Below are 19605 nucleotides of genomic sequence, written 5' to 3' on the forward strand. Positions count from 1 at the left end.
CCGCCCGACGCGCGGGTGGGCCGGCACGCGGTAACGACGAACACTGAGCCTCATGAACATCTTCGCCCTCTTCGAGACGCGCGTGCGCGAGGCGCTCGAATCCCTCACCCGCTCCGGCCGGCTGCCCGAGGGACTCGACCTGTCGCGCGTCGTAGTCGAGCCGCCGCGCGACGCCTCGCACGGCGATCTCGCCACCAACGCCGCCCTGGTGCTGGCCAAGGAGGCCAAGCAGAACCCGAAGGCGCTCGGCGAGGTGCTGGCCGAAGAACTACGCACCGATCCCCGCATCGTCGAGGCGAGCGTGGCGGGCCCCGGCTTCATCAACCTGCGGCTCGCGCCGGAGGTGTTTCAGGATGTGATCCGTGCCGCGCTCAGCGAGGGCGAGAACTTCGGGCGCGGACACATGCCGGGCGGCCCGGTCAACATCGAGTACGTCTCGGCCAACCCCACCGGGCCGATGCATGTCGGCCATGGGCGCGGCGCGGTGTTCGGCGATGCGCTCGCGAACCTGCTCGCCGCCGCCGGCCGGCCGGTGACGCGCGAGTACTACATCAACGATGCCGGCGCGCAGGTCGATGTGCTCGCCCGCTCCGCCTATCTGCGCTACCGCGAGGCACTGGGCGAGACGATCACGATCCCCGAGGGTCTGTACCCCGGCGACTACCTCAAGCCCGTGGGTATGAGGCTGGCGGAGACGCATGGCCGGGCGCTCCTCGACCAGCCCGAGCACGAATGGCTGCCGCAGGTGCGCCGCTTCGCCATCGACGCGATGATGGCGATGATCCGCGAGGATCTCGCGGCGATCGGCATCCGCCACGACGTGTTCTTCTCGGAAGCCACGCTCCAGGGCGAGAACGGCGGCAAGGTCGCGGAGCTGCTCGACGCGCTGCGGCAGAAGGGCCTCGTCTACGAGGGACGCCTGCCGCCGCCCAAGGGCCAGTTGCCCGACGATTGGGAGGACCGAGAGCAGACCCTGTTCCGCTCGAGCCAGTTCGGCGACGACGTGGACCGGGCGCTGCTGAAGTCCGACGGCTCCTTCACCTATTTCGCCTCCGACATCGCCTATCACCGCGACAAGTGGCTGCGCGGCGCCAACGAGCTCATCGACGTGCTCGGCGCCGACCATGGCGGCTACGTCAAGCGGATGCAGGCGGCGGTGAAGGCGGTCAGCGACGGGCAGGCCCGGCTCGACGTCAAGCTTTGCCAGCTCGTGCGGCTCTTACGCGCAGGCGAGCCGGTGAAGATGTCGAAGCGCGCGGGCGAGTTCGTGACGCTGCGCGACGTCATCGACGAGGTCGGCCGCGACGCGATTCGTTTCATGATGCTCTACCGCAAGAACGACGCGACGCTGGATTTCGACCTCGCCAAGGTGGTGGAGCAGTCGAAGGACAACCCGGTCTTCTACGTGCAATACGGCCACGCCCGCCGCTTCTCGGTGCTGCGCCAGGCCCGCGAGGCGCTGCCCGGCGAAGATTTCTCGCCCGCGGCGCTGCTAGCCGACGCGGACCTCTCGGTGCTCACCGATCCCGGCGAGATCGAGATGATGCGCCTGATTGCCCAGTATCCGCGGGTGCTCGAATCAGCGGCGGCGGCGCACGAACCGCACCGAATTGCGTTCTACCTCTATGAAACGGCAAGTTCGCTTCATAGTTTCTGGAATAAGGGCAAAGACTTGCCGCAATTACGGATTGTTAATCCAACCGACAGAAACTCCACCCGGGCTCGCTTAGCCCTCGTCGAGGCTTTGGGCGGCGTTCTCGCCTCCGGCCTCGCGGTTTTGGGCGTCTCCGCACCCAACGAGATGCGGTGACCGAGGACGGTTGTTGAGAGGATGAAGCCATGACGGGACACGCTTCGCGCGCGACGGTCGACTTCGATGCCTTCGAGCGCGAGCTGCGTCAGACGTCGCAGGAGGCGATCCGGGCGAAGGCGCCGCAGGCCGCACCCAAGGGCGACCCGCTCGCCGAGCTTGCCCGCATCGTCGGGCAGGACGATCCCTTCCGCGCCCTGCTGGAAGCGCGGGAGAAGGGTGTCGCCCAGGAGGCGGCTCCGGTGACGCGCGCGTCGGAGACGGGCCGTCCGGCCCGCGTCGAGCCGACCTTCGTGGACGAACCTGCCCACGACCCGGCCCGGCCTCAGGCGCATGCCGACATGCACGGTCAGTCCCAGAGCCCGGCGGACGCCTTCGACCAGTATCTCGCCTCCGTCGAGCAGGGCATGTACGCCGACGGCACGACCGATCCGGCAGCCTTCGCCGAGGCCGACGAGACGTACCGGACGCGGTCTGCGGACCGTCCGCGCGGCCGCAACCGCCTCGTCCAGGTCGGCGCCGGCCTCGCCGTGGTCGCCGTCTGCGTCGGCGGTGCCCTGGCGTGGCGCGGTACCCATGGCGGCGGCAGCGGCGGCCCGATCACCGTGCTCGCCGACAAGACCCCGCTGAAGGTGCAGCCGACTGCGACCGACGGCGTCGAGATTCCCGACCAGAACAAGCAGATCTACGACCGCAACGCCAAGGACGGTCAGATCAAGATCGTCAACCGCGAAGAGCAGCCGCTCGACGTCAACCAAGCCGCCCGCACCGCCGCCGCCCGCAGCGACGGCGGCGAGCCGGGGCAGGGCGGGGCGACACCCGGTGGCACCTTGTCCGACACGTTCGGCGAGCCGCGCCGGGTGCGCACCGTCTCGGTCAAGCCGGACACCCCGGTCCACCAGCCGCCGGCGCCCGCATCCGAGGCCGCCCAGGCGCCTGCCTCGGCGATCCCGACCATGACGATGCCCGACACCGCTGCGAGCACCGCGACGCCGTCGTCGGAGCCCCGTCGCTCCGCGTCGCGCACCCTGGCCACGGCGCCGGCGACCACGCCCGTCGCCGAGGCACCGGCGGAGCCGCCGGCCGCGCCCGCCGCGCGCCCGAAGGCCCCGCAGCGCGTCGCCTCCGTCTCGCCCGAAACCACCGCCAGCACCTCCGAGCCGGCCCCCACCTCCGCCTCGCTCACGGCGCCGGTCAGCGGCTACTCGGTCCAGCTCGGCGTGCGCGGCAGCGAGAGCGAGGCGCGGGCCGCCTTCCGCGAGATGCAGGGCAAGTACAGCCAACTCTCCGGCAAGCCCGAGCTGATCCGTCAGGCCGAGGTGAACGGCAAGACCCTGTTCCGTGTCCGCGTCGGACCGCTCGCCAAGAACGAGGCCTCCAGCCTGTGCAGCGCGCTGCAGGGTGCAGGCGGCCAGTGCTTCGTCGCCAAGAACTGAGCTGAAACCGCGATTGCCATCGGCCGGCTCCGGTACGTCTCCGGAGCCGGCTCGATTCCGAGCATCCCATCCGACCCCTCATCCCGAGGTGCCCGCGTCAGCGGGCACCTCGGGATGAGGGCGTGAGGGGGGATCGAATCCGTGCTCGGCCTCCGCGATTGCTGTAAGCCCTCGCGCCCGTTTCGCCCCATCCGAGGAACGCCGGCCCCATGACCTCAGCCAGCATGACCTCCGCCAGCACGCCCCGCGCCGTCATCCTCGGCTGTTCCGGAACGGCGCTGACGCCCGAAGAGGCCGCCTTCTTCCGCGATCTGCGGCCCTGGGGCTTCATTCTGTTCAAGCGCAACATCGGCACGCCGGACGAGGTGCGCGCCCTGACCACCGCCCTGCGCGAGACGGTCGGGCGGGCGGATGCGCCGATCCTGATCGATCAGGAGGGCGGGCGGGTGCAGCGCATGGGCCCGCCGCACTGGCCGAAATATCCCGCGGGCGGCCGCTTCAACGCCTTCGGCAACGACGCCGCGGCGATCGCCCGGCTCGGCGCCCGGCTGATGGCGCACGACCTCGCGTCGGTCGGCATCAACGTCGATTGCGCGCCGATGCTCGATGTCCCCGTCGCGGGCTCGGACAACATCATCGGCGACCGGGCCTACGGCGACACGCCGGAGCGGGTGATCGAACTCGGCCGCGCCGTCGCCGAGGGGTTGATGGCGGGTGGCGTGCTGCCGGTCATCAAGCACATTCCCGGTCACGGCCGGGCGACCTGCGACAGCCATCTCGACCTGCCCGTGGTCGAGGCCGACCGCGTGAGTCTGGGCGAGAGCGACTTTCGCCCGTTCCGGGCGCTGGCCGACCTGCCGCTCGCCATGAGCGCGCATGTGGTGTTCACCGCCCTCGACCCCGAGCGGCCGGCGACCCTGTCGGAGCGCGTGATCCGCGAGATCGTGCGCGGCGAAATCGGCTTCGACGGGCTCCTGATGACCGACGACCTGTCGATGCACGCGCTCCAGGGCCCGTTCCGCGAGCGGGCGCAAGCCGCCTACCGCGCCGGCATCGATGTGGTTCTCCATTGCAACGGACGCATGGACGAGATGCGCGCCATCGCCGAAGCCGCGTCCGATCTGGCGGGGGAGGGCGCACGCCGGGCCGAGGCCGCGCTTGCCCGCCTCACGCCTCCGGATGCCATCGACGTGGACGAGGCGCGCGCGCGCTTCGACGCGGCCTTCGGGGCGGTCGCATAACGGCGGTCACGCCGCCGCTTTTCCGGCCTCAGACGCCGGCAGCCGCCCCGGCTGAGCCGAGGCTCGCTCCGCGGGGTGCTCTTCACGCCCGCTGGTCCTTCGACGCGCCCGGCAACGAGGCGGAGTGCGACAAAGAAGGGCAAGGGCTGCGCAGCCTTTGCCCGCTTGTGCGCCCTGCACTGCTTGTGTTCGCGCCACTCGATCCCTAGGTTCGCCCCAATTCAAGTGGAGGCGCCGCCGGGTTTGGTGCGGCGTAGGAGGTTGCCATGGGCAGCATGAGTGTCTGGCACTGGGTCATCGTGGCGGTCGTCGTCATGCTGCTGTTCGGCCGCGGCAAGGTGTCGGAGCTGATGGGCGACGTCGCCAAGGGCATCAAGGCCTTCAAGAAGGGCATGGCCGACGACGAGACCCAGCCGAATACGGCGACGAGCGTGCCGCCGGTGGGCCCGAACGATCCGGTCCGCACGCTGCCGCACCAGGGCGCGCCGGGCACCGCCCCGCAGCCGCCGCATGTTCAGCCGCACGTGTCGGCGGGCGACCATAAGGCCGTCTGACCGACGGGCTCGACACGGGGCGTGCAAAGGGGCGCGTAAGGGCTGCAACGGCTTTCGGGCACGGTTGAAGATCGGCTCCGGGCAGGATAGCGCGGGCCGCACGCCCGTCCTCGACAGGCGCGGCCCCGCGGGACGGACGACGCAATGCTGGACATGAGCTGGGGCGAGGTGATGCTGATCGGCGGCGTCGCCCTGATCGTCATCGGGCCGAAGGATCTGCCGAAGGCCCTGCGCACGCTGGGCCAGATCACCACCAAGGTCCGGCGCATGGCCGGCGAGTTCCAGTCGCAGTTCAACGAAGCGATCCGCGAGGCGGAGCTGGAAGAGGCCCGCCGCGACGTCGAGGGCGTCAAGCGCACCGTCGATTCCGCGCGGCCGACCTTCAACCCTGTCGACACCATCCGCAACGAAATCCGCAGCGCGGTCGAGGGCCGTCCCGGCTCCGGCAGCAAGGATACCGGCGCGAAAGAGACGGGCAGCTTCGACGTGCCGCGTCCGACGCCCGGCCAGCAGGCCGAACAGATGCACGGGGCTCCGGCACACGCCGCCGTCGAGACCTCTTCCACCACCCCCGGCACCAAGCCCGAGACAGGCCCGACTCCATGAGCGACGAGCGCGATGAGGCCGAGATCGAGGCCTCGCGGGCACCCCTTCTGGAGCACCTGATCGAACTGCGCTCGCGACTGATCAAGTCGCTGATCGCGTTCATCGTGATGTTCTTCGGCTGCTTCTTCTTCTCGAAACAGATCTACAACATCCTCGTCTATCCCTACGTCTCGATCGTGGGGGCGCAGAATGCCGAGCTGATCGCGACCCACTTCCTCGAACAGGTCTTCACCAACATCAAACTCAGCGTGTTCGGCGCGGGCTTCCTGGCCTTCCCCGTCATCGCCACCCAGGTCTACGCCTTCGTCGCGCCGGGCCTCTACCGCAACGAGCGCCAGGCCTTCCTGCCGTATCTCGTCGCGACGCCGATCTTCTTCCTGCTCGGCGCGCTCGTCGTCTTCTTCCTGGCGATGCCGCTGCTGATCCAGTTCTCGGTCTCGCTGCAGCAGATCGGGCAGCCGGGCGAGGCGACGATCAAGCTCCTGCCGAAGGTCGACGAGTACCTCTCGCTGATCATGACGCTGATCTTCGCCTTCGGGCTCGCGTTCCAGATGCCGGTGATCCTCACGCTGCTGGGCCAGATCGGTGTGATCGACGCGGCCTTCCTGCGGGAGAAGCGGCGCTACGCCATCGTGCTGGTCTTCGTCGCCGCCGCGGTGCTGACGCCGCCGGACGTGATCTCGCAGCTCTCACTCGCGATCCCGATGCTGCTTCTCTACGAGGCCTCGGTGTTCTCAGTCTCGCGCATGGAAAAGATCCGCGCCGCCCGGCGTCGGGCGCAAGGCATAGAGGACTGAGCGAGGACTGATCGCGCGCCGTCCGGACCCGGCAGGCCTCGTGATTGCGGTCAGCGGCTGAGGAGAAGATCAGCAAGATTGCGCATCACCATTTTGCGCGCAATCTTGAAAGCCTCCGGCCCCGCGCCACTCTTCTCCGATCTCAAACGGAGAAAACCTCATGTTCCAGACGATGCGGACCGCCCTGGCGGTCGCCGCCCTGACAACGCTGGCGGGTGCCGCCCAGGCGGCCGAGCTTCAGCGGGTGCGCGGCACGATCGAGAAAAGCGACGCCGGCACGGTCACGATCAAGACCGCCGACGGCACGTCCGAGACGGTGCAGGTCGGCGGCGCCAAGTTCGCCTGGGTGGTGAAGTCGAGCCTGGACCAGATCAAGGACGGCACCTTCATCGGCACCGCGACCAAGGGTGAGAACCCGATGACGGCCCTCGAAGTGGTGCTGTTCCCCGAATCCATGCGCGGCACGGCCGAGGGCCATTACGGCTGGGACGCGATCCCCGACCACACGGCGGGCGGCGGCGGGCCGGTGGTGAAGAGCTCCATGACCAACGGCACCGTGAAGGCCGGCGGCGCCAGCGCGGGCGGCGCGCCGAAGGTCAAGAGTTCGATGACCAACGCCACCGTGGCCAGCAGCAATGCCGGAAGCGGCGGCGAGCGCACCCTCACCGTGACCTACGACAAGGATGGCTCGAAGACGATCGTGGTGCCGCCCAAGGCGCCGATCGTCGCCTTCGACCCCGCCGACAAGTCGATCCTGACGCCGGGTGCGAAGATCTTCGTGGTCGCGGCCAAGGACGGCGGCAAGCTCGAAGGCAAGCTCGTCGCGGTCGGCAAGGACGGCCTCACCCCGCCGATGTGACCTGAATCACGACCGTCCCTGGCTTGCCGCCAGGGACGGCCACAGGGACCGCGCGGCCCCTGTGGCGGCAAGTCCGAGGCCTAGAAGGGAGACGACGGCCGCCAGGGCCGGCAACTCCGCATAACCCACGCCCAGCGTCAGCGCCGTACCGCCGAGCCAGGCGCCGAGCGCGTTGCCGAGATTGAACGCCCCCTGGTTCAGGGTCGAGGCGAGGTTCGGGGCATCGCTGGCCGCCTCCAGCACCCAGACCTGAAGCGGCGAGACCAGGGCGAAGGCGAGCCCGCTCCACAGCACCAGCACCGCCAGCGCCGGCCAAGTGAAGGGCGCGACCAGCGGGAACACGACGAGCACCGCGATGAGGGCGGCAAAGCTGCCGAGCACCGTGCGCATCAGGCTGCGGTCGGCGAGCCAGCCGCCCGCGAGATTGCCGATCGTGAGTCCGACACCGGCCGCGAACAGCGCCCCCGTCACGCCGCCGGGCGTCAGATGCGTCACGGTGAGCAGGAACGGCGCGATGTAGGTGAAGACGGTGAAGAAGCTCACCGAGGACAGGGTCGAAACCAGCATCGGCCGCAGCACCGGCCAGCGCCCGAGCGCCCGGAATTCCCGTCCGAGGCCGCCCCGCGTCCCGGGCATTCCGCCGGGCAGGGCGAGCGCGATCGCCGCCCCCGCCACGAGCCCGATGCCGACCACCGCCCAGAAGGTCGAGCGCCAGCCGAAGGCCTGTCCGAGCGCGGTTCCGAGCGGCACGCCGAGAACGTTGGCGAGCGTCAGCCCGGCGAACATCAGCGAGACGGCCTGCGTGCGCTTCTCCCGCGGCACGAGGTTGCGCGCGACGATGGCGCCGATGCCGAAGAAGGCGCCGTGGGCGAAGGCGGTAGCGACCCGCGCGGCCATCAGCCATGCGTAGCTCGGCGCCAGGGCACAGGCGAGGTTGCCGAGGGTGAACACCGCCATCAGGGCGAGCAGGGCCGCTTTGCGCGGCAGGTGCGCGGTTGCCATCGCCACGAGCGGCGCGCCGATCACCACACCGAGCGCGTAGCCGGACACGAGGTGGCCCGCCTGCGGGATCGTGACGTCGAAGTCGCGCGCCATCTCCGGCAGGAGGCCCATGATGACGAACTCGGTGGTGCCGATGCCGAAGGAGGCGACGGCGAGCGCGAGGATCGGCAGGGATGCCATGCAGAATGCTCCGGGCAGCGCGTGTGTTGCGCTGCAATACGAGCGCCGCAACATGGTCATCTCGGGCGGACGCGACAGGCGCATGACCGGGAGGCAGACCTGCACTCACGTCAGAACGATCGCGCGTGAGGGCTGCGCACCCGGCTCGCACGATGGCCCTTCGATGCCCTCTCGGAGCGCCACAGGCTGCGGACGAGGGCAAAAAGAATCTCTCTGCCTTTCCGCGCGAAGCGAGAGAACTGTCCTCCGCGCTAGAAAAACAACGCAAAAACAATCCGTTGATTTGCCCCACCCCAAGTCTTTAAATTTCAGGACAACAACGTCCCAACAACGCTCCGCTGCCCTTCGAAGATTTGAGGCTTGAGGCACTCCTTCAGGAGGTTTCTGGCCCCGCTCTTCCATGGCCGCGGTCCTGCCTCGGATCATTCGCGATGCCCGCACGGATCGTTGCCTTCTCCGGCAACACGCACCGCCCCTCCCGCACCCGCACCCTGGTCGAGGCGGTGGCCGCCGAATTGTCGCGCCAGCGCCCGATCGACCTGAAGGTCTACGATCTCGTCGATGCCGGCACTGGCATCGCGGTCGCGAGCCGCTCGGCCCTGCCGCTGCCGGCGGCGCGGATCGTGGAGGCCATCGAGAGCGCCGACGCGCTGATCATCGGCTCGCCGGTCTACAAGGGCAGCTATGCGGGGCTGTTCAAGCATCTGATCGACTTCGTCGCCCCCGAGGCGCTGGTCGGCAAGCCGGTGGTGCTCACCGCGACCGGCGGCGGGCCGCGCCACGCGCTGGTGGTCGAGCACTCCTTGCGCCCGCTCTTCGGCTTCTTCTCGGCGCAGACCACGCCGACCGCCGTCTATGCCGGCGACACCGAAATCGCCGAGGGCCGGGTCGCCGACGAGATCGTCCGCGCCCGCGTGGCGCAGGCCGCCGCCGAACTCGCCCGGCTCCTCGACGTCGCGCAGGCTGCCGCGGCGCCGTTGGCGACGGCCGCGGCGCGCTGAGATGACGACGCTCGACCGCCGCCGCCTCCTCGCGGCCGGCCTCGCCTTGGCCGGCACCGCGCTTCCGCTCCGCCTTGCCCGCGCAAGCGAGCCGGGCATGCTGCGCATCGGCTACCAGAAGAACGGCATCCTCGCGGTCGCCCGCGAGCAGGCCGCGATCGAGGCCGCGCTGAAGCCGCAGGGCGTGAGCGTGCGCTGGGTCGAGTTCTCGTTCGGTCCGCCGCTGCTCGAAGCGCTGAATCTCGGCGCGATCGATTTCGGCCAGACCGGCGACGCGCCGCCGATCTTCGCCCAGGCCGCGGGCGCGAACCTCGTCTACGCGGCGGCCCAGCCCAAAGGCGGCTCGGGCTCGGCGATCCTGCTGCCGAAGGGCTCGTCGGTCGCCACGCTGGCCGACCTCAAGGGCAAGCGCGTCGCCTTCGCCAAGGGCTCGAGCGCGCATAACTTCACCGTCGCCGCGCTGGAGAAGGCGGGCCTGTCCTACCGCGACATCACCCCCGTCCTGCTCGCGCCGGCCGACGGCGCCGCGGCCTTTGCCGGCGGCACGATCGACGCCTGGACGGTGTGGGATCCCTACTTCGCCATCGCCGAGGAAGGGCAGGGCGCACGCATTCTCGTCCAGGCCCCGGACATCACGCCGACCAACAACTTCTTCCTCGCCAACAAGGGCTTCGCCGAGGAGCGGCCCGAGGTGCTGAAGGCGGCCATCGCCGCGCTCGGCGAGGTCGCGGTCTGGTGCGAGGGCAACCGCCCCAGCGTCGCGGCGAGCCTGTCGAAGATCACCGGCGTGCCGCTGGCCGCCACGCGCCGCGCGGTGGACCGCATCCGCTTCGTCATCGCGCCGATGGATGCGGCGGTGATCGCCGAGCAGCAGCGCATCGCCGACCGCTTCCACGCCATCGGCGTGATCCCCCGCTCCGTGCGCGTGTCCGACATCGTCTGGACGCCGCCCGTGACCACCACCAAGACTCAGAACAACGGATGAGCCGAACCATGGCCGATTCCGCCGCGATCCGATCGCTCCCTGGCCGCGCAAGCCGCGCCAAGGCCGCCGCGCCGCTCCAGCGCAGGCCCCTGCGCCTACCGACGGGTAAGCTGCTGCCCTGGCTGCTGCCGACCCTCGTCCTGGCCGGCTGGCAGGCGGCGGCCTCGTTCGGGCTCGTCTCGACGCGCTTCATGCCCGCGCCCCTCGACGTGGCCGCTGCCGGCTGGCGCCTCGCCCAGACCGGCGAGCTCTGGGAGAACCTGTGGGTCAGCTTCGCCCGCGCAGCCGCCGGCTTCCTCATCGGCGGCGGCATCGGGCTGAGCTTCGGGCTCGCCAACGGCCTGTCGAACCTCTCGGAAAAGCTCACCGACACCACGCTGCAGATGGTGCGCAACATTCCGCACCTGTCGCTGATCCCGCTGGTGATCCTGTGGTTCGGCATCGACGAGGGGGCCAAGCTCTTCCTCGTGGCGCTCGGCGTGTTCTTCCCCGTCTACGCCAACACCCTGCACGGCATCCGCTCGGTCGATCCGCAGCTCATCGAGATGGGCCGGGTCTACGGCATGAACCGGCGCGAACTGTTCTGGCGCGTGGTGCTGCCGGGCGCGCTGCCCTCGATCTTCGTCGGCGTGCGCTACGCGCTCGGCATCATGTGGCTGACGCTGATCGTCGCCGAGACGATCTCGGCCAATTCCGGCCTCGGCTACATGGCGATGCAGGCCCGCGAGTTCATGCTGGTCGATGTCGTGGTGCTGGCGATCCTGATCTACGCCGGGCTCGGCAAGATCGCCGACAGCCTGACCCGAGCGCTCGAGCGCACCTGCCTCTCCTGGAACCCGGCCTACCGCAACGCCTGATCATTCTTTCCGCGCGTCTTTCCTCCGCGAGTGAGTTCCATGTCCGCTGCCACTGCCCTGCGCGTCGAGGATGCCGCCGCGCGCCCTCACGACGCCGGCCTCGCCATCACCCTGCGCGGCCTCGCGAAAAGCTTCGACGGGGGCGCCCCGGTCATCCGCGGCCTCGACCTCCACATCCCCGCCGGCCAGTTCGTCGCCGTGGTCGGCCGCTCCGGCTGCGGCAAGAGCACCCTGCTGCGCCTCATCCTCGGCCTTGAGGAGCCGAGCGCCGGCCGCGTCACCGTCAACGGCGGTGCCGGAAACGGCGCGGCCCAATCCAAGAAAATCATGTTCCAGGAGCCGCGGCTGCTGCCCTGGGCGCGGGTCGCCGACAACGTCGCGGTCGGGCTCGGGCGCGAGATCGGCCGGGCCGAGCGGCGCAAGCGGGCGCTCGCCGTCCTCGACGAGGTCGGGCTGGCGGAGAAGGCCGGCAACTGGCCCGCGACATTGTCCGGCGGCCAGCGCCAGCGGGTGGCGCTCGCCCGCGCCCTGGTGAGCCGCCCGGCGCTGCTGGCGCTCGACGAGCCGCTCGGAGCGCTCGACGCGCTCACCCGCATCGAGATGCAGGCGATGATCGAGCGGATCTGGGAGGCGCAGGGCTTCACCGCGATCCTCGTCACCCACGATGTCGGCGAGGCGGTGGCGATGGCCGACCGCATCCTCGTGGTCGAGGAGGGCGCCATCGCCCTCGACGTTGCGGTCGATGTGCCGCGCCCGCGCCGCCGCGGCGACCCGGCGCTCGCCGAACTCGAAGGCCGCATCCTCGACCGGCTTCTCGGCCACCACGCCTGACTTTTTTGCGATTTTCGGAGCGTAGCCCATGACCATCCAGACCGACGGCAAGACCGACGTTCTCTGGTTCCTTCCCACCCATGGCGACGGCCGCTATCTCGGCGCCTCGGAAGGCGCCCGCGACGTCTCGCTGCCCTATCTCCGTCAGATCGCCCAGGCCGCCGACGACCTCGGCTATTACGGCGTGCTGCTGCCGACCGGGCGCTCCTGCGAGGATTCCTGGGTCGTCGCCTCGGCGCTCGCCCCGCTGACGCAGCGCCTGCGCTTCCTCGTCGCCGTGCGCCCCGGCCTTCAGGAACCGTCGATGGCCGCGCGCATGGCCGCGACGTTGGACCGGATCTCGGACGGGCGCCTGCTCATCAACGTCGTCACCGGGGGTGATCCCGTCGAGCTCAAAGGCGACGGCGTCTTCCTCGACCACGACGAGCGCTACGTCGTCACCGACGAGTTCCTCCACATCTGGCGCGGGCTGATGGCCGGCGAGACCGTGAACTTCGAGGGCAAGCACCTGCGCTCCGAGAACGGCCGGGTGATCTTCCGCCCCGTGCAGGCGCCTTATCCGCCGCTCTATTTCGGCGGCTCCTCGCCCGCCGGGATCGAGGTCGCGGCCGAGCATTGCGAGGTCTACCTCACCTGGGGCGAGCCCCCGGCCGGTGTCGCCGAGAAGATCGCCAAGGCCCGCGAGGCCGCCGAGCGGAAAGGCAAAACTTTCTCCTACGGCATCCGCCTGCACGTCATCGTGCGCGAGACCGAGAGCGAGGCCTGGGAGGCGGCGGACCGGCTGATCTCGCGGCTCGACGACGCCACCATCGCCCAGGCGCAGGCGACCCTGAAGCGCCAGGATTCCGTCGGCCAGAGCCGGATGATGGCGCTGCACGGCGGCGACCGGAACAAGCTCGTGGTCTCGCCCAACCTCTGGGCCGGCGTCGGCCTCGTGCGCGGCGGGGCGGGCACGGCTCTGGTGGGCTCGGCCGATCAGGTCGCCGACCGGATGAAGGAGTATATCGATCTCGGCATCGACCGCTTCATCCTCTCCGGCTACCCGCATCTGGAGGAGGCCTACCGCTTCGCCGAACTGGTCTTCCCGAAGCTCCCCCTGCGCGCCACCACCGGCACGGCCCCGAGCACGGCCCGCAACAACGGTCCATTCGGCGAGGTGATCGCCAACGACATCGTGCCGACCCGCCGCGTCAGCGCCCACTGATCGGGGATTTTTAGTCCGATGCTTACCCGCACCCGCGCTGTTCCCGCATCCTCGCTGCTGCCGCGCCTGTGGCTGGCGCTGGCCGCGCTGATCTTCGTCAGCCTGACGCTGGCGGCACACGCGCAGGAGCGCACGGTGCGGATCGGCTACCAGAAATACGGCACGCTGGTCCTGCTCAAGGGCCGCGGCAGCCTGGAGCCGAAGCTGAAGGCGCTGGGCTACCGGGTGCAGTGGTCGGAATTTCCCTCGGGCCCGCCGCTGATGGAGGCGCTGAATGCGGGCGCGGTCGATTTCGGATCGGCGGGCGAGACCCCGCCGATCTTCGCCCAGGCCGCGAGCGACGTGCTCGCTTACGTCGCCCACGAGCCCGCCGCGCCGAAGGGCGAGGCGATCCTGGTTCCGAAATCCAGTGCCGTGCAATCGGTGGCCGATCTGCGCGGCAAGAAGGTCGCGCTGAACAAGGGCTCGAATGTCCACTACCTGCTGGTGCGCGCCATCGAGGCGGCGGGCCTGACGCTCGCCGACATCACCCCGGTCTACCTCGCCCCGGCCGATGCGCGGGCGGCGTTCGAGCGCGGCGCAGTCGATGCCTGGGTGATCTGGGACCCGTACTTCGCGGCGGCCGAAGCCGGCGGCAACGCCCGGGTGCTGGTCGACGGCACCGGCCTCGTGCCGAACCACCAGTTCTATCTCTCTTCCAAGTCCTTCGCCGCCGAGAACGGCCCGGCGCTCGACGCCATCGTCGCGGCGGTGGCCGAGGTCGATGCCTGGGCCAAGGACAACACCGATGCGGTGGCCAAGGAACTGAGCCCCTCCGTCGGCATCCCGGCGCCGATCCTGAGCATCGCCCTCAAGCGCCAGACCTACGGCATCCGCCCGCTCGACGAGGCGGTGACGAAGGAGCAGCAGCGCATCGCCGACACCTTCCACGGGCTCAAGCTCGTGCCGAAGACGGTCGACATCGCCGGCGCCGTGCGCAAGCCCGGAAGCTGATTTCTCTTCCCCGACCGGCCCCTCGCCGCAGCTCTGTCCTCCCTCCTTGCGGGGGAGGCGCCCGTCCCGTTTGCGTCCTCTAAAAAAACGAAAAGCCCTCATGAACCGCCGGTCCGCCGCCCGCCTCGTCCTCGCCGGCTTGACGCTGAGTCTCGCCCTCGGTTGCAACCCGGCCGCGGCGGAGGAATCCACCCTGCGCATCGGCTACCAGCGCTCCTCGGCGCTGATCTCGCTGCTGCGCGAGGACGCGACCCTGGAAACGGCCCTGAAGCCGCTCGGCGTCACCGTGTCCTGGCACGAATTCACCAGCGGCCTGCCGATCATGGAGGCGCTGAATGTCGGCCGCATCGATGTCTCGGCGGACGTCGCCGACACGGTGCCGGTCTTCGCGCAGGCGGCGAATGCCAAGATCACCTACATCGCGCAGGAGGCGGCCTCGCCGGAGGCGCAGGCGATCCTGGTGCCGGGCGATTCCCCGCTGAAGACGGTCGCCGACCTCAAGGGCCGCAAGGTCGCAGTCACCAAGGGCGCCGGCAGCCACTACCTGCTGCTCGCCGCGCTGAAGGCGGAGGGGCTGCCCTTCAAGAGCATCAATCCGGCCTACCTCACCCCGGCCGACGGGCGCAGCGCGCTTTCCGGCGGCAGCGTCGATGCCTGGGTGGCCTGGGACCCGTTCCTCTCCGCCGCGCAGATCCAGGCCGGCGCGCGCATCCTGCGGGACGGCACCGGGCTCTCGGCCTACAAGCGCTACTATCTCGCCTCCGACGCCTACGCCGAAAAGCGCGCCGACGTGCTGACCCTGCTCGTCACCAAGCTGCGCGAGGCCGGGACTTGGGTGAAAGCCAACCCGGACGCCGCCGCCGCGCGGCTGGGCGCCCTGTGGAAGATTGAGCCCGAGATCGTCAAACAGGCCAATGCCCGCCGCTCCTACCGGGTCGAGCCGGTGAGCCGCGCAGGATTGGCGGAGCAGCAGACCATCGCCGATGCCTTCCGCGCCGAGGGCCTGTTGCCGCGCGCCGTGGATGCGTCCGCGCTGCCCGTCTGGGAATTGCCGTCACGCTGACCCGAGGGGGTTTCACGCTAAGGGATCGAACACGATGACCCGTCAGGCGAGCCTGCCCCCCATCGCGGTGATCGGCGCGGGGTTCAGCGGCACCATGGCCGCACTCCAGCTTCTCGAAGCCCTGCCGCCGGAGCAGCCGGTGCTGCTGTGCGAGCGCGGAGGCAGCTTCGCGCGCGGGCTCGCCTACGGCACTGGCAACCCGGCCCACCTCCTCAACGTGCGCGCCGCCAACATGAGCGCCTTTCCCGACCGGCCGGGCCATTTCGAGGAGTGGCTCTCCGGCGCCGATCTCGGCGAGGGCGTGGTGACGACGTCGGCCGGCACCTTCGTGGCGCGGGGCCATTACGGCAGCTATCTCACAGACCTGCTGACCGCGGCCGTCACCGGGCCGGGGGTGCCGCGTCTGCGCCTCGTCAACGATGCGGTGGTCGATCTGGAGCCGCGGGCCGGCGGCTTCCTGCTGCGCACCGAGGGCGGGCAGACCCACCGGGTCGCCGGCGCCGTGCTCGCCATGGGCAATCTGGCCTCGGCGGCGCCCAAGAGCCGGCATAGCCTCGATCCCTGGGCTCCGGACAGCTTCGGCCGCCTGCACCCGCATGCGCCGGTCCTCATCGTCGGAACCGGCCTTACCATGCTCGACGCGGTGGCGAGCCTGCGGGCGCAGGGCTTTACCGGGGCGATCCTCGCCCTGTCGCGCCGCGGCCTGCTGCCGAACGCCCACGCCCCCGCCGACCTCTGGCCCATGCCGGACCTGAGGCCGGCCGACTTCGCCTCCCTGAGGCGGCTCCTCGCCCGCATCCGCTCGGACGTCGCGCGGGCCGCGGAACGGGGCGTCGGCTGGCATGGCGTCATTGATGCCCTGCGTCCGCTCACCGATACGATCTGGCGCAGCCTGCCGCCGCGGGAGCAGGCCCGGTTCCAGCGCCACCTGCGGCCGTTCTGGGATGTGCACCGCCACCGTACCGCCCCGCCCGCCGCGCAGACCATCGCCGACGAGATCGCCCGCGGCGCCCTCACGGTGCGGGCCGGTCGCCTGATCGCGATCGAGGACGAGGCGTCGCAGGCGGTCGTGACGCTGCGCCTGCGCGGGGCCGAGCGCCCGGAGCGCCTCGCCGTTCAGGCGATGATCGACGCCACCGGATTCGGCCATCTCCCGCAGAGCCGCGACCCGCTGCTGCGGCGGCTGCTCGATCGGGGCCTCGTGCGTCCCGGCCCGTTCGGGCTCGGCCTCGACGCGGGGGTGGATTACCGGGCGGTCCGCACCACGGCGGGGGAGGGCGGGGGACCGCTCTGGATCCTCGGGCCGCTCCTGCGCGGCGTCCTTTGGGAATGCACCGCGGTGCCCGACATCCGCAACGAGGCGGCGGAACTGGCCGGCCTCGTCGCCGCCACCCTCGACCGCGCCGCCGCGGCGTAGCCCCCCTCATCCCAATCGTCCGGAGCGTCGCCTCGAAGCGGCAGAGAGCCTTGCCTCTCCGCCGCTTCACGCATTCGTGAGGTAGGGCGCGAGGCCCGTCCGATCGCCCGGCATCCCCTCGCTCGGGCTGCAAACCGTTGGCCAACCTGCGGTTTCATACGGATCGGGCGCTACCTTTGGCGCGCCGACACACAATTCGGAATCGTTCTAAAGAGCTTGCTCAGAGTTTGGACTTGTTCTAATCAAGGGCGGTGACGACGGGACGTGCAGGGCCGAACGGTCCCGACGGAAGAACCCGCCAACGAGCAACGATCGAACGATAACCGGAGAGAGATCATGGCCACCTCGAGCAACGCCGCCTGCCAGAGCTGCCGCTTCTTCGACGACCACAAGACCAACGGCGCCCAGGCCGCGGGCGACCAGGGCCTGTGCCGCTTCAACCCGCCGGTGAGCCAGCCCGACCCGCAGAGCCAGGGCCTGTGGCCGGTCGTCGCTTCCAAGGATTGGTGCGGCCACTTCACCGCCGATCTCGCCCCGGCCGAGTAAGTCGCGGCTCAACCGAAGTAGTTCGAAAGGGCCGGTGCCATGTGCACCGGCCCTTTTCGCATGGGGCGTGGGAAGACCGGCAAATTGCGTCGGAACCGCCCCGCGGCGGTCATGATCCGGTCACCTTCCGATTCGATGGCTGCGGCGAAGGGGCAACGGTCCGTGCGCGGGCGGCCCAATCGTCAGGATGAACGGTGCGGCCCGCACTCGCTGCCGCGCCCGAGTGGGGATGTTTTTGCATGATCTTCGGACCGATCGGTGCGCGCGCGCCTTTCCTCCGCACCGGCCGCGTCGCGGCCCTCGCCGCCGGCCTCGCCGTCGTGGGCGGCCTGTCGGTGGCTCCCGCCTCGGCCGCGGCGCCCCAGCATGACCCGAGCGGCACTTGGCTGACGCAGGACGGCAAGGCGCGCATCCGCGTCGAGAAGTGCGGCCCGCAGGAGAAGAACCTGTGCGGCTACGCGGTGTGGCTGAAGACGCCGCTCAACGACGAGGGCAAGCCGCGGGTCGATTTCCGCAACCCCGATGCGAAGAAGCGCACCCGCGCCTCGCTCGGGCATCAGCTCATCCTCGGCCTGAAGCTGAACGAGGATGCCCATTACGAGGGCAAGATCTACAACGCCGAGGACGGCAAGTTCTACGACGTCACGGTCTGGTCGGACGAGCCGGAGGAACTGACGGTCAAGGGCTGCCTGATCGCCTTCCTGTGCCAGTCGCAGACCTGGAAGAAGGTGACGGACACCCAGCCCGGCCAGCTCACCGGCCCGACCAACGGCCCGAACGGGCCCCGCGCCGACGCCGAATGGGCTCCGAAATCCGCCCCCGGCACGGCCGCCAACGCGCCCGCCGCCACCGGCAGCGCAGGCGCCGCGACGAAGTCCGCGCCGAAGCCCGCCGCCCCCAAGACTCCGGCGCCGGCCCCGGCGCAGTAACCGGCCCACACGGAACGGGTCACACGACCCCTGCGGCAGGCATGCCGGGTGAGGCGAAAGCCTCATCCGGCATGCCACGTAATGACGGATCGCCTTCGGCCCCCGCGAAACCCGCTCAGGTCGTCGGGGTCGCCACCCGCTGGCGCAGCCCCGCGATCACCGCCTTCAGCATCTCGGCGCTCGCCTCCTCCGTGAAGCCGCCGGGCGCGCGCGCGGCGTAGATCCGCTCATGCACGAAGGCGAGCTTGGCGATCACCGACGGCGTCAGCGTGAACGGATAGAGCGGCGGCTGCCCCATGGAGCGGCTGAGCGAGTTCACCGCGTAGGTGAGCGGGATCCACGCCTCGACCACCCGCTCGAAGTCCGGCGTCTCGTAGGGATCGAAATCGATGCAGGTGGCCGGTACCGCCGGCTCCGCCTTGGCCCGCAGCTTCGGTTTCAGGCGGATCTCGAAGGCGCTGCCGGTCTCCAGCGTGTCGATGATGTGCAGGTAGTGGGCGAAGGTCTCGGCGAAATCCTCCCACGGATGGGCGGTCGCGTAGGACGAGACGAACGATTCCTCCCAATGCGGCGGCGGCCCCTCGGCGTGATGGCGCTTGAGCGCGGCCCCGTAATCGGCGCTCTCGTCACCGAACAGGGCGCGGAAGGTCGGCAGGCTCGCGTCGAAGCGCACCATCAGGTTCCAGAAGTAATGCCCGATCTCGTGGCGGAAATGGCCGAGCAGGGTGCGGTAATACTCGCCGAACAGCTTGCGGCGGCGCTCCCGCTCGACGTCGTCGGCCTCGGCGATGGACAGGGTGATGAGCCCGTCGAGATGGCCGGTCATCACTGGCGGTCCGGCGGATTCGGCGAGGAAATCGAAGGCGAGCCCGTCGGAATATTGCTCCCGCGTCACCAGCGGAAGGTCGAGGCGCAGGAGCGAGTAGAACAGCCGGTGCTTGGCCGCCTCGATCCGGCGCCAGCGGTCGAGATTGGTCCCGACGCCCAGGTCCGGCACCATCCGGTTGTGGCGGCAGGCGACGCAGAAGGCCTCGTCGGATTCCTCCGGCACCATCCAGTTGCAGGCGTCATGGGCCGCGTTGGCGCAGAGGCGGTACTTGCGGCCGGGATGGGCGTAGGCGCGGAACAGCGGCCCGCACCCATCTTCGCCGCTGGGCTCCAGCGCCGAGATCTCGTGCCGGTCGCAGACATAGCCGAGCCGCCGCTCGCAGCTCTCGCAGACGGTGCTCTCGAACGACAGCGGCTGGTCGCAGGCTTGGCACTGGAAGATTTTCATGGGAGGCCCCCGCTTCGG

Annotated in this window: 19 protein-coding genes; 17 read left to right on the top strand and 2 right to left on the bottom strand. The window is 70.0% G+C overall.

Going from position 1 to position 19605, the window contains the following annotated elements; translation table 11 throughout:
• Window positions 1–52 precede the first annotated feature (52 nt).
• From argS to MSPGM_RS17040, 7 genes are all read left to right on the top strand, one after another.
• Window positions 53–1810 carry an arginine--tRNA ligase gene (gene argS / locus MSPGM_RS17010; protein WP_003605222.1) on the top strand — a complete coding sequence of 586 codons (1758 nt, stop codon included), beginning with the start codon at window positions 53–55 and terminating at the stop codon, window positions 1808–1810.
• A gap of 29 nt (window positions 1811–1839) precedes the next feature.
• The gene (locus tag MSPGM_RS17015) at window positions 1840–3246 is read left to right on the top strand and encodes an SPOR domain-containing protein (protein ID WP_209688436.1); all 1407 of its coding nucleotides are present in this window, start codon (window positions 1840–1842) and stop codon (window positions 3244–3246) included.
• A gap of 209 nt (window positions 3247–3455) precedes the next feature.
• Window positions 3456–4487 (top strand): beta-N-acetylhexosaminidase, encoded by a 1032-nt coding sequence (gene nagZ / locus MSPGM_RS17020; RefSeq protein WP_003605993.1) that lies wholly within the window; start codon window positions 3456–3458, stop codon window positions 4485–4487.
• A 266-nt stretch (window positions 4488–4753) separates the two neighbouring features.
• Complete coding sequence (locus MSPGM_RS17025; protein ID WP_003605994.1) at window positions 4754–5041, top strand: twin-arginine translocase TatA/TatE family subunit; 288 nt, start codon at window positions 4754–4756, stop codon at window positions 5039–5041.
• Between the two features lie 144 nt (window positions 5042–5185).
• Window positions 5186–5647 carry a Sec-independent protein translocase protein TatB gene (tatB, locus tag MSPGM_RS17030; protein WP_261925718.1) on the top strand — a complete coding sequence of 154 codons (462 nt, stop codon included), beginning with the start codon at window positions 5186–5188 and terminating at the stop codon, window positions 5645–5647.
• Window positions 5644–6444 (top strand): twin-arginine translocase subunit TatC, encoded by an 801-nt coding sequence (gene tatC, locus MSPGM_RS17035; RefSeq protein ID WP_003605996.1) that lies wholly within the window; start codon window positions 5644–5646, stop codon window positions 6442–6444. Before tatB ends, tatC begins: the two co-directional genes overlap by 4 nt.
• Window positions 6445–6604: 160 nt before the next feature.
• Window positions 6605–7303, top strand: coding sequence for a hypothetical protein (locus MSPGM_RS17040; RefSeq protein ID WP_003605997.1), 699 nt, complete (start codon window positions 6605–6607; stop codon window positions 7301–7303).
• Window positions 7304–7309: 6 nt separating this feature from the next.
• Here MSPGM_RS17040 and MSPGM_RS17045 read toward each other — a convergent pair whose 3' ends face one another.
• Window positions 7310–8485: an MFS transporter gene (locus MSPGM_RS17045; protein ID WP_003605998.1), complete on the bottom strand. Its 1176-nt coding sequence runs from the start codon at window positions 8483–8485 to the stop codon at window positions 7310–7312.
• Between the two features lie 431 nt (window positions 8486–8916).
• On the opposite strand from MSPGM_RS17045, the gene msuE reads away from it, so the two are divergent.
• From msuE to MSPGM_RS17095, 10 genes are all read left to right on the top strand, one after another.
• Entirely contained in the window at window positions 8917–9486 is a 570-nt protein-coding gene (gene msuE / locus MSPGM_RS17050; protein WP_012753317.1) for an FMN reductase, read from the top strand.
• A gap of 1 nt (window position 9487) precedes the next feature.
• A complete protein-coding gene (locus MSPGM_RS17055) occupies window positions 9488–10471 on the top strand; it encodes an aliphatic sulfonate ABC transporter substrate-binding protein (protein WP_003607298.1) in 984 nt (327 codons plus the stop codon).
• Between the two features lie 8 nt (window positions 10472–10479).
• Window positions 10480–11328, top strand: a complete 849-nt coding sequence (locus MSPGM_RS17060; RefSeq protein WP_003607300.1) for an ABC transporter permease subunit — start codon at window positions 10480–10482, stop codon at window positions 11326–11328.
• A 39-nt stretch (window positions 11329–11367) separates the two neighbouring features.
• On the top strand, window positions 11368–12159 hold the full coding sequence (locus MSPGM_RS17065) for an ATP-binding cassette domain-containing protein (RefSeq protein WP_209688435.1): 792 nt from the start codon (window positions 11368–11370) through the stop codon (window positions 12157–12159).
• Between the two features lie 28 nt (window positions 12160–12187).
• Window positions 12188–13363, top strand: a complete 1176-nt coding sequence (gene ssuD, locus MSPGM_RS17070; RefSeq protein ID WP_003606053.1) for an FMNH2-dependent alkanesulfonate monooxygenase — start codon at window positions 12188–12190, stop codon at window positions 13361–13363.
• Window positions 13364–13381: 18 nt separating this feature from the next.
• A complete protein-coding gene (locus MSPGM_RS17075; RefSeq protein ID WP_003606054.1) occupies window positions 13382–14356 on the top strand; it encodes a sulfonate ABC transporter substrate-binding protein in 975 nt (324 codons plus the stop codon).
• Window positions 14357–14456: 100 nt separating this feature from the next.
• Window positions 14457–15419: an aliphatic sulfonate ABC transporter substrate-binding protein gene (locus tag MSPGM_RS17080; RefSeq protein ID WP_003606055.1), complete on the top strand. Its 963-nt coding sequence runs from the start codon at window positions 14457–14459 to the stop codon at window positions 15417–15419.
• A gap of 34 nt (window positions 15420–15453) precedes the next feature.
• Window positions 15454–16836: an FAD/NAD(P)-binding protein gene (locus MSPGM_RS17085; protein WP_003606057.1), complete on the top strand. Its 1383-nt coding sequence runs from the start codon at window positions 15454–15456 to the stop codon at window positions 16834–16836.
• A gap of 336 nt (window positions 16837–17172) precedes the next feature.
• Complete coding sequence (locus MSPGM_RS17090) at window positions 17173–17382, top strand: hypothetical protein (RefSeq protein ID WP_003606058.1); 210 nt, start codon at window positions 17173–17175, stop codon at window positions 17380–17382.
• 239 nt (window positions 17383–17621) lie between these two features.
• The gene (locus MSPGM_RS17095) at window positions 17622–18311 is read left to right on the top strand and encodes a DUF2147 domain-containing protein (protein WP_012753319.1); all 690 of its coding nucleotides are present in this window, start codon (window positions 17622–17624) and stop codon (window positions 18309–18311) included.
• A 115-nt stretch (window positions 18312–18426) separates the two neighbouring features.
• Here the strand turns inward: MSPGM_RS17095 and MSPGM_RS17100 are convergent, their stop codons facing one another.
• The gene (locus MSPGM_RS17100; RefSeq protein WP_003606637.1) at window positions 18427–19587 is read right to left on the bottom strand and encodes a putative zinc-binding metallopeptidase; all 1161 of its coding nucleotides are present in this window, start codon (window positions 19585–19587) and stop codon (window positions 18427–18429) included.
• Window positions 19588–19605: the final 18 nt, after the last annotated feature.

It is taken from the genome of Methylorubrum sp. GM97 (genome assembly GCF_024347855.1).
In the GTDB taxonomy this organism is placed as follows: Bacteria; Pseudomonadota; Alphaproteobacteria; order Rhizobiales; family Beijerinckiaceae; genus Methylobacterium; species Methylobacterium extorquens.

Bases quoted from the DNA above. Each gene is read 5' to 3' on its own strand.
- MSPGM_RS17075 (WP_003606054.1), top strand. From the start codon at position 13,382: ATGCTTACCCGCACCCGCGCTGTTCCCGCATCCTCGCTGCTGCCGCGC.
- MSPGM_RS17095 (WP_012753319.1), top strand. From the start codon at position 17,622: ATGATCTTCGGACCGATCGGTGCGCGCGCGCCTTTCCTCCGCACCGGC.
- MSPGM_RS17055 (WP_003607298.1), top strand. From the start codon at position 9,488: ATGACGACGCTCGACCGCCGCCGCCTCCTCGCGGCCGGCCTCGCCTTG.
- nagZ (WP_003605993.1), top strand. From the start codon at position 3,456: ATGACCTCAGCCAGCATGACCTCCGCCAGCACGCCCCGCGCCGTCATC.
- tatC (WP_003605996.1), top strand. From the start codon at position 5,644: ATGAGCGACGAGCGCGATGAGGCCGAGATCGAGGCCTCGCGGGCACCC.
- MSPGM_RS17040 (WP_003605997.1), top strand. From the start codon at position 6,605: ATGTTCCAGACGATGCGGACCGCCCTGGCGGTCGCCGCCCTGACAACG.
- ssuD (WP_003606053.1), top strand. From the start codon at position 12,188: ATGACCATCCAGACCGACGGCAAGACCGACGTTCTCTGGTTCCTTCCC.
- msuE (WP_012753317.1), top strand. From the start codon at position 8,917: ATGCCCGCACGGATCGTTGCCTTCTCCGGCAACACGCACCGCCCCTCC.
- MSPGM_RS17100 (WP_003606637.1), bottom strand. From the start codon at position 19,587: ATGAAAATCTTCCAGTGCCAAGCCTGCGACCAGCCGCTGTCGTTCGAG.
- MSPGM_RS17015 (WP_209688436.1), top strand. From the start codon at position 1,840: ATGACGGGACACGCTTCGCGCGCGACGGTCGACTTCGATGCCTTCGAG.
- MSPGM_RS17085 (WP_003606057.1), top strand. From the start codon at position 15,454: ATGACCCGTCAGGCGAGCCTGCCCCCCATCGCGGTGATCGGCGCGGGG.
- MSPGM_RS17045 (WP_003605998.1), bottom strand. From the start codon at position 8,485: ATGGCATCCCTGCCGATCCTCGCGCTCGCCGTCGCCTCCTTCGGCATC.
- tatB (WP_261925718.1), top strand. From the start codon at position 5,186: ATGCTGGACATGAGCTGGGGCGAGGTGATGCTGATCGGCGGCGTCGCC.
- MSPGM_RS17065 (WP_209688435.1), top strand. From the start codon at position 11,368: ATGTCCGCTGCCACTGCCCTGCGCGTCGAGGATGCCGCCGCGCGCCCT.
- MSPGM_RS17090 (WP_003606058.1), top strand. From the start codon at position 17,173: ATGGCCACCTCGAGCAACGCCGCCTGCCAGAGCTGCCGCTTCTTCGAC.
- MSPGM_RS17025 (WP_003605994.1), top strand. From the start codon at position 4,754: ATGGGCAGCATGAGTGTCTGGCACTGGGTCATCGTGGCGGTCGTCGTC.
- MSPGM_RS17080 (WP_003606055.1), top strand. From the start codon at position 14,457: ATGAACCGCCGGTCCGCCGCCCGCCTCGTCCTCGCCGGCTTGACGCTG.
- MSPGM_RS17060 (WP_003607300.1), top strand. From the start codon at position 10,480: ATGGCCGATTCCGCCGCGATCCGATCGCTCCCTGGCCGCGCAAGCCGC.
- argS (WP_003605222.1), top strand. From the start codon at position 53: ATGAACATCTTCGCCCTCTTCGAGACGCGCGTGCGCGAGGCGCTCGAA.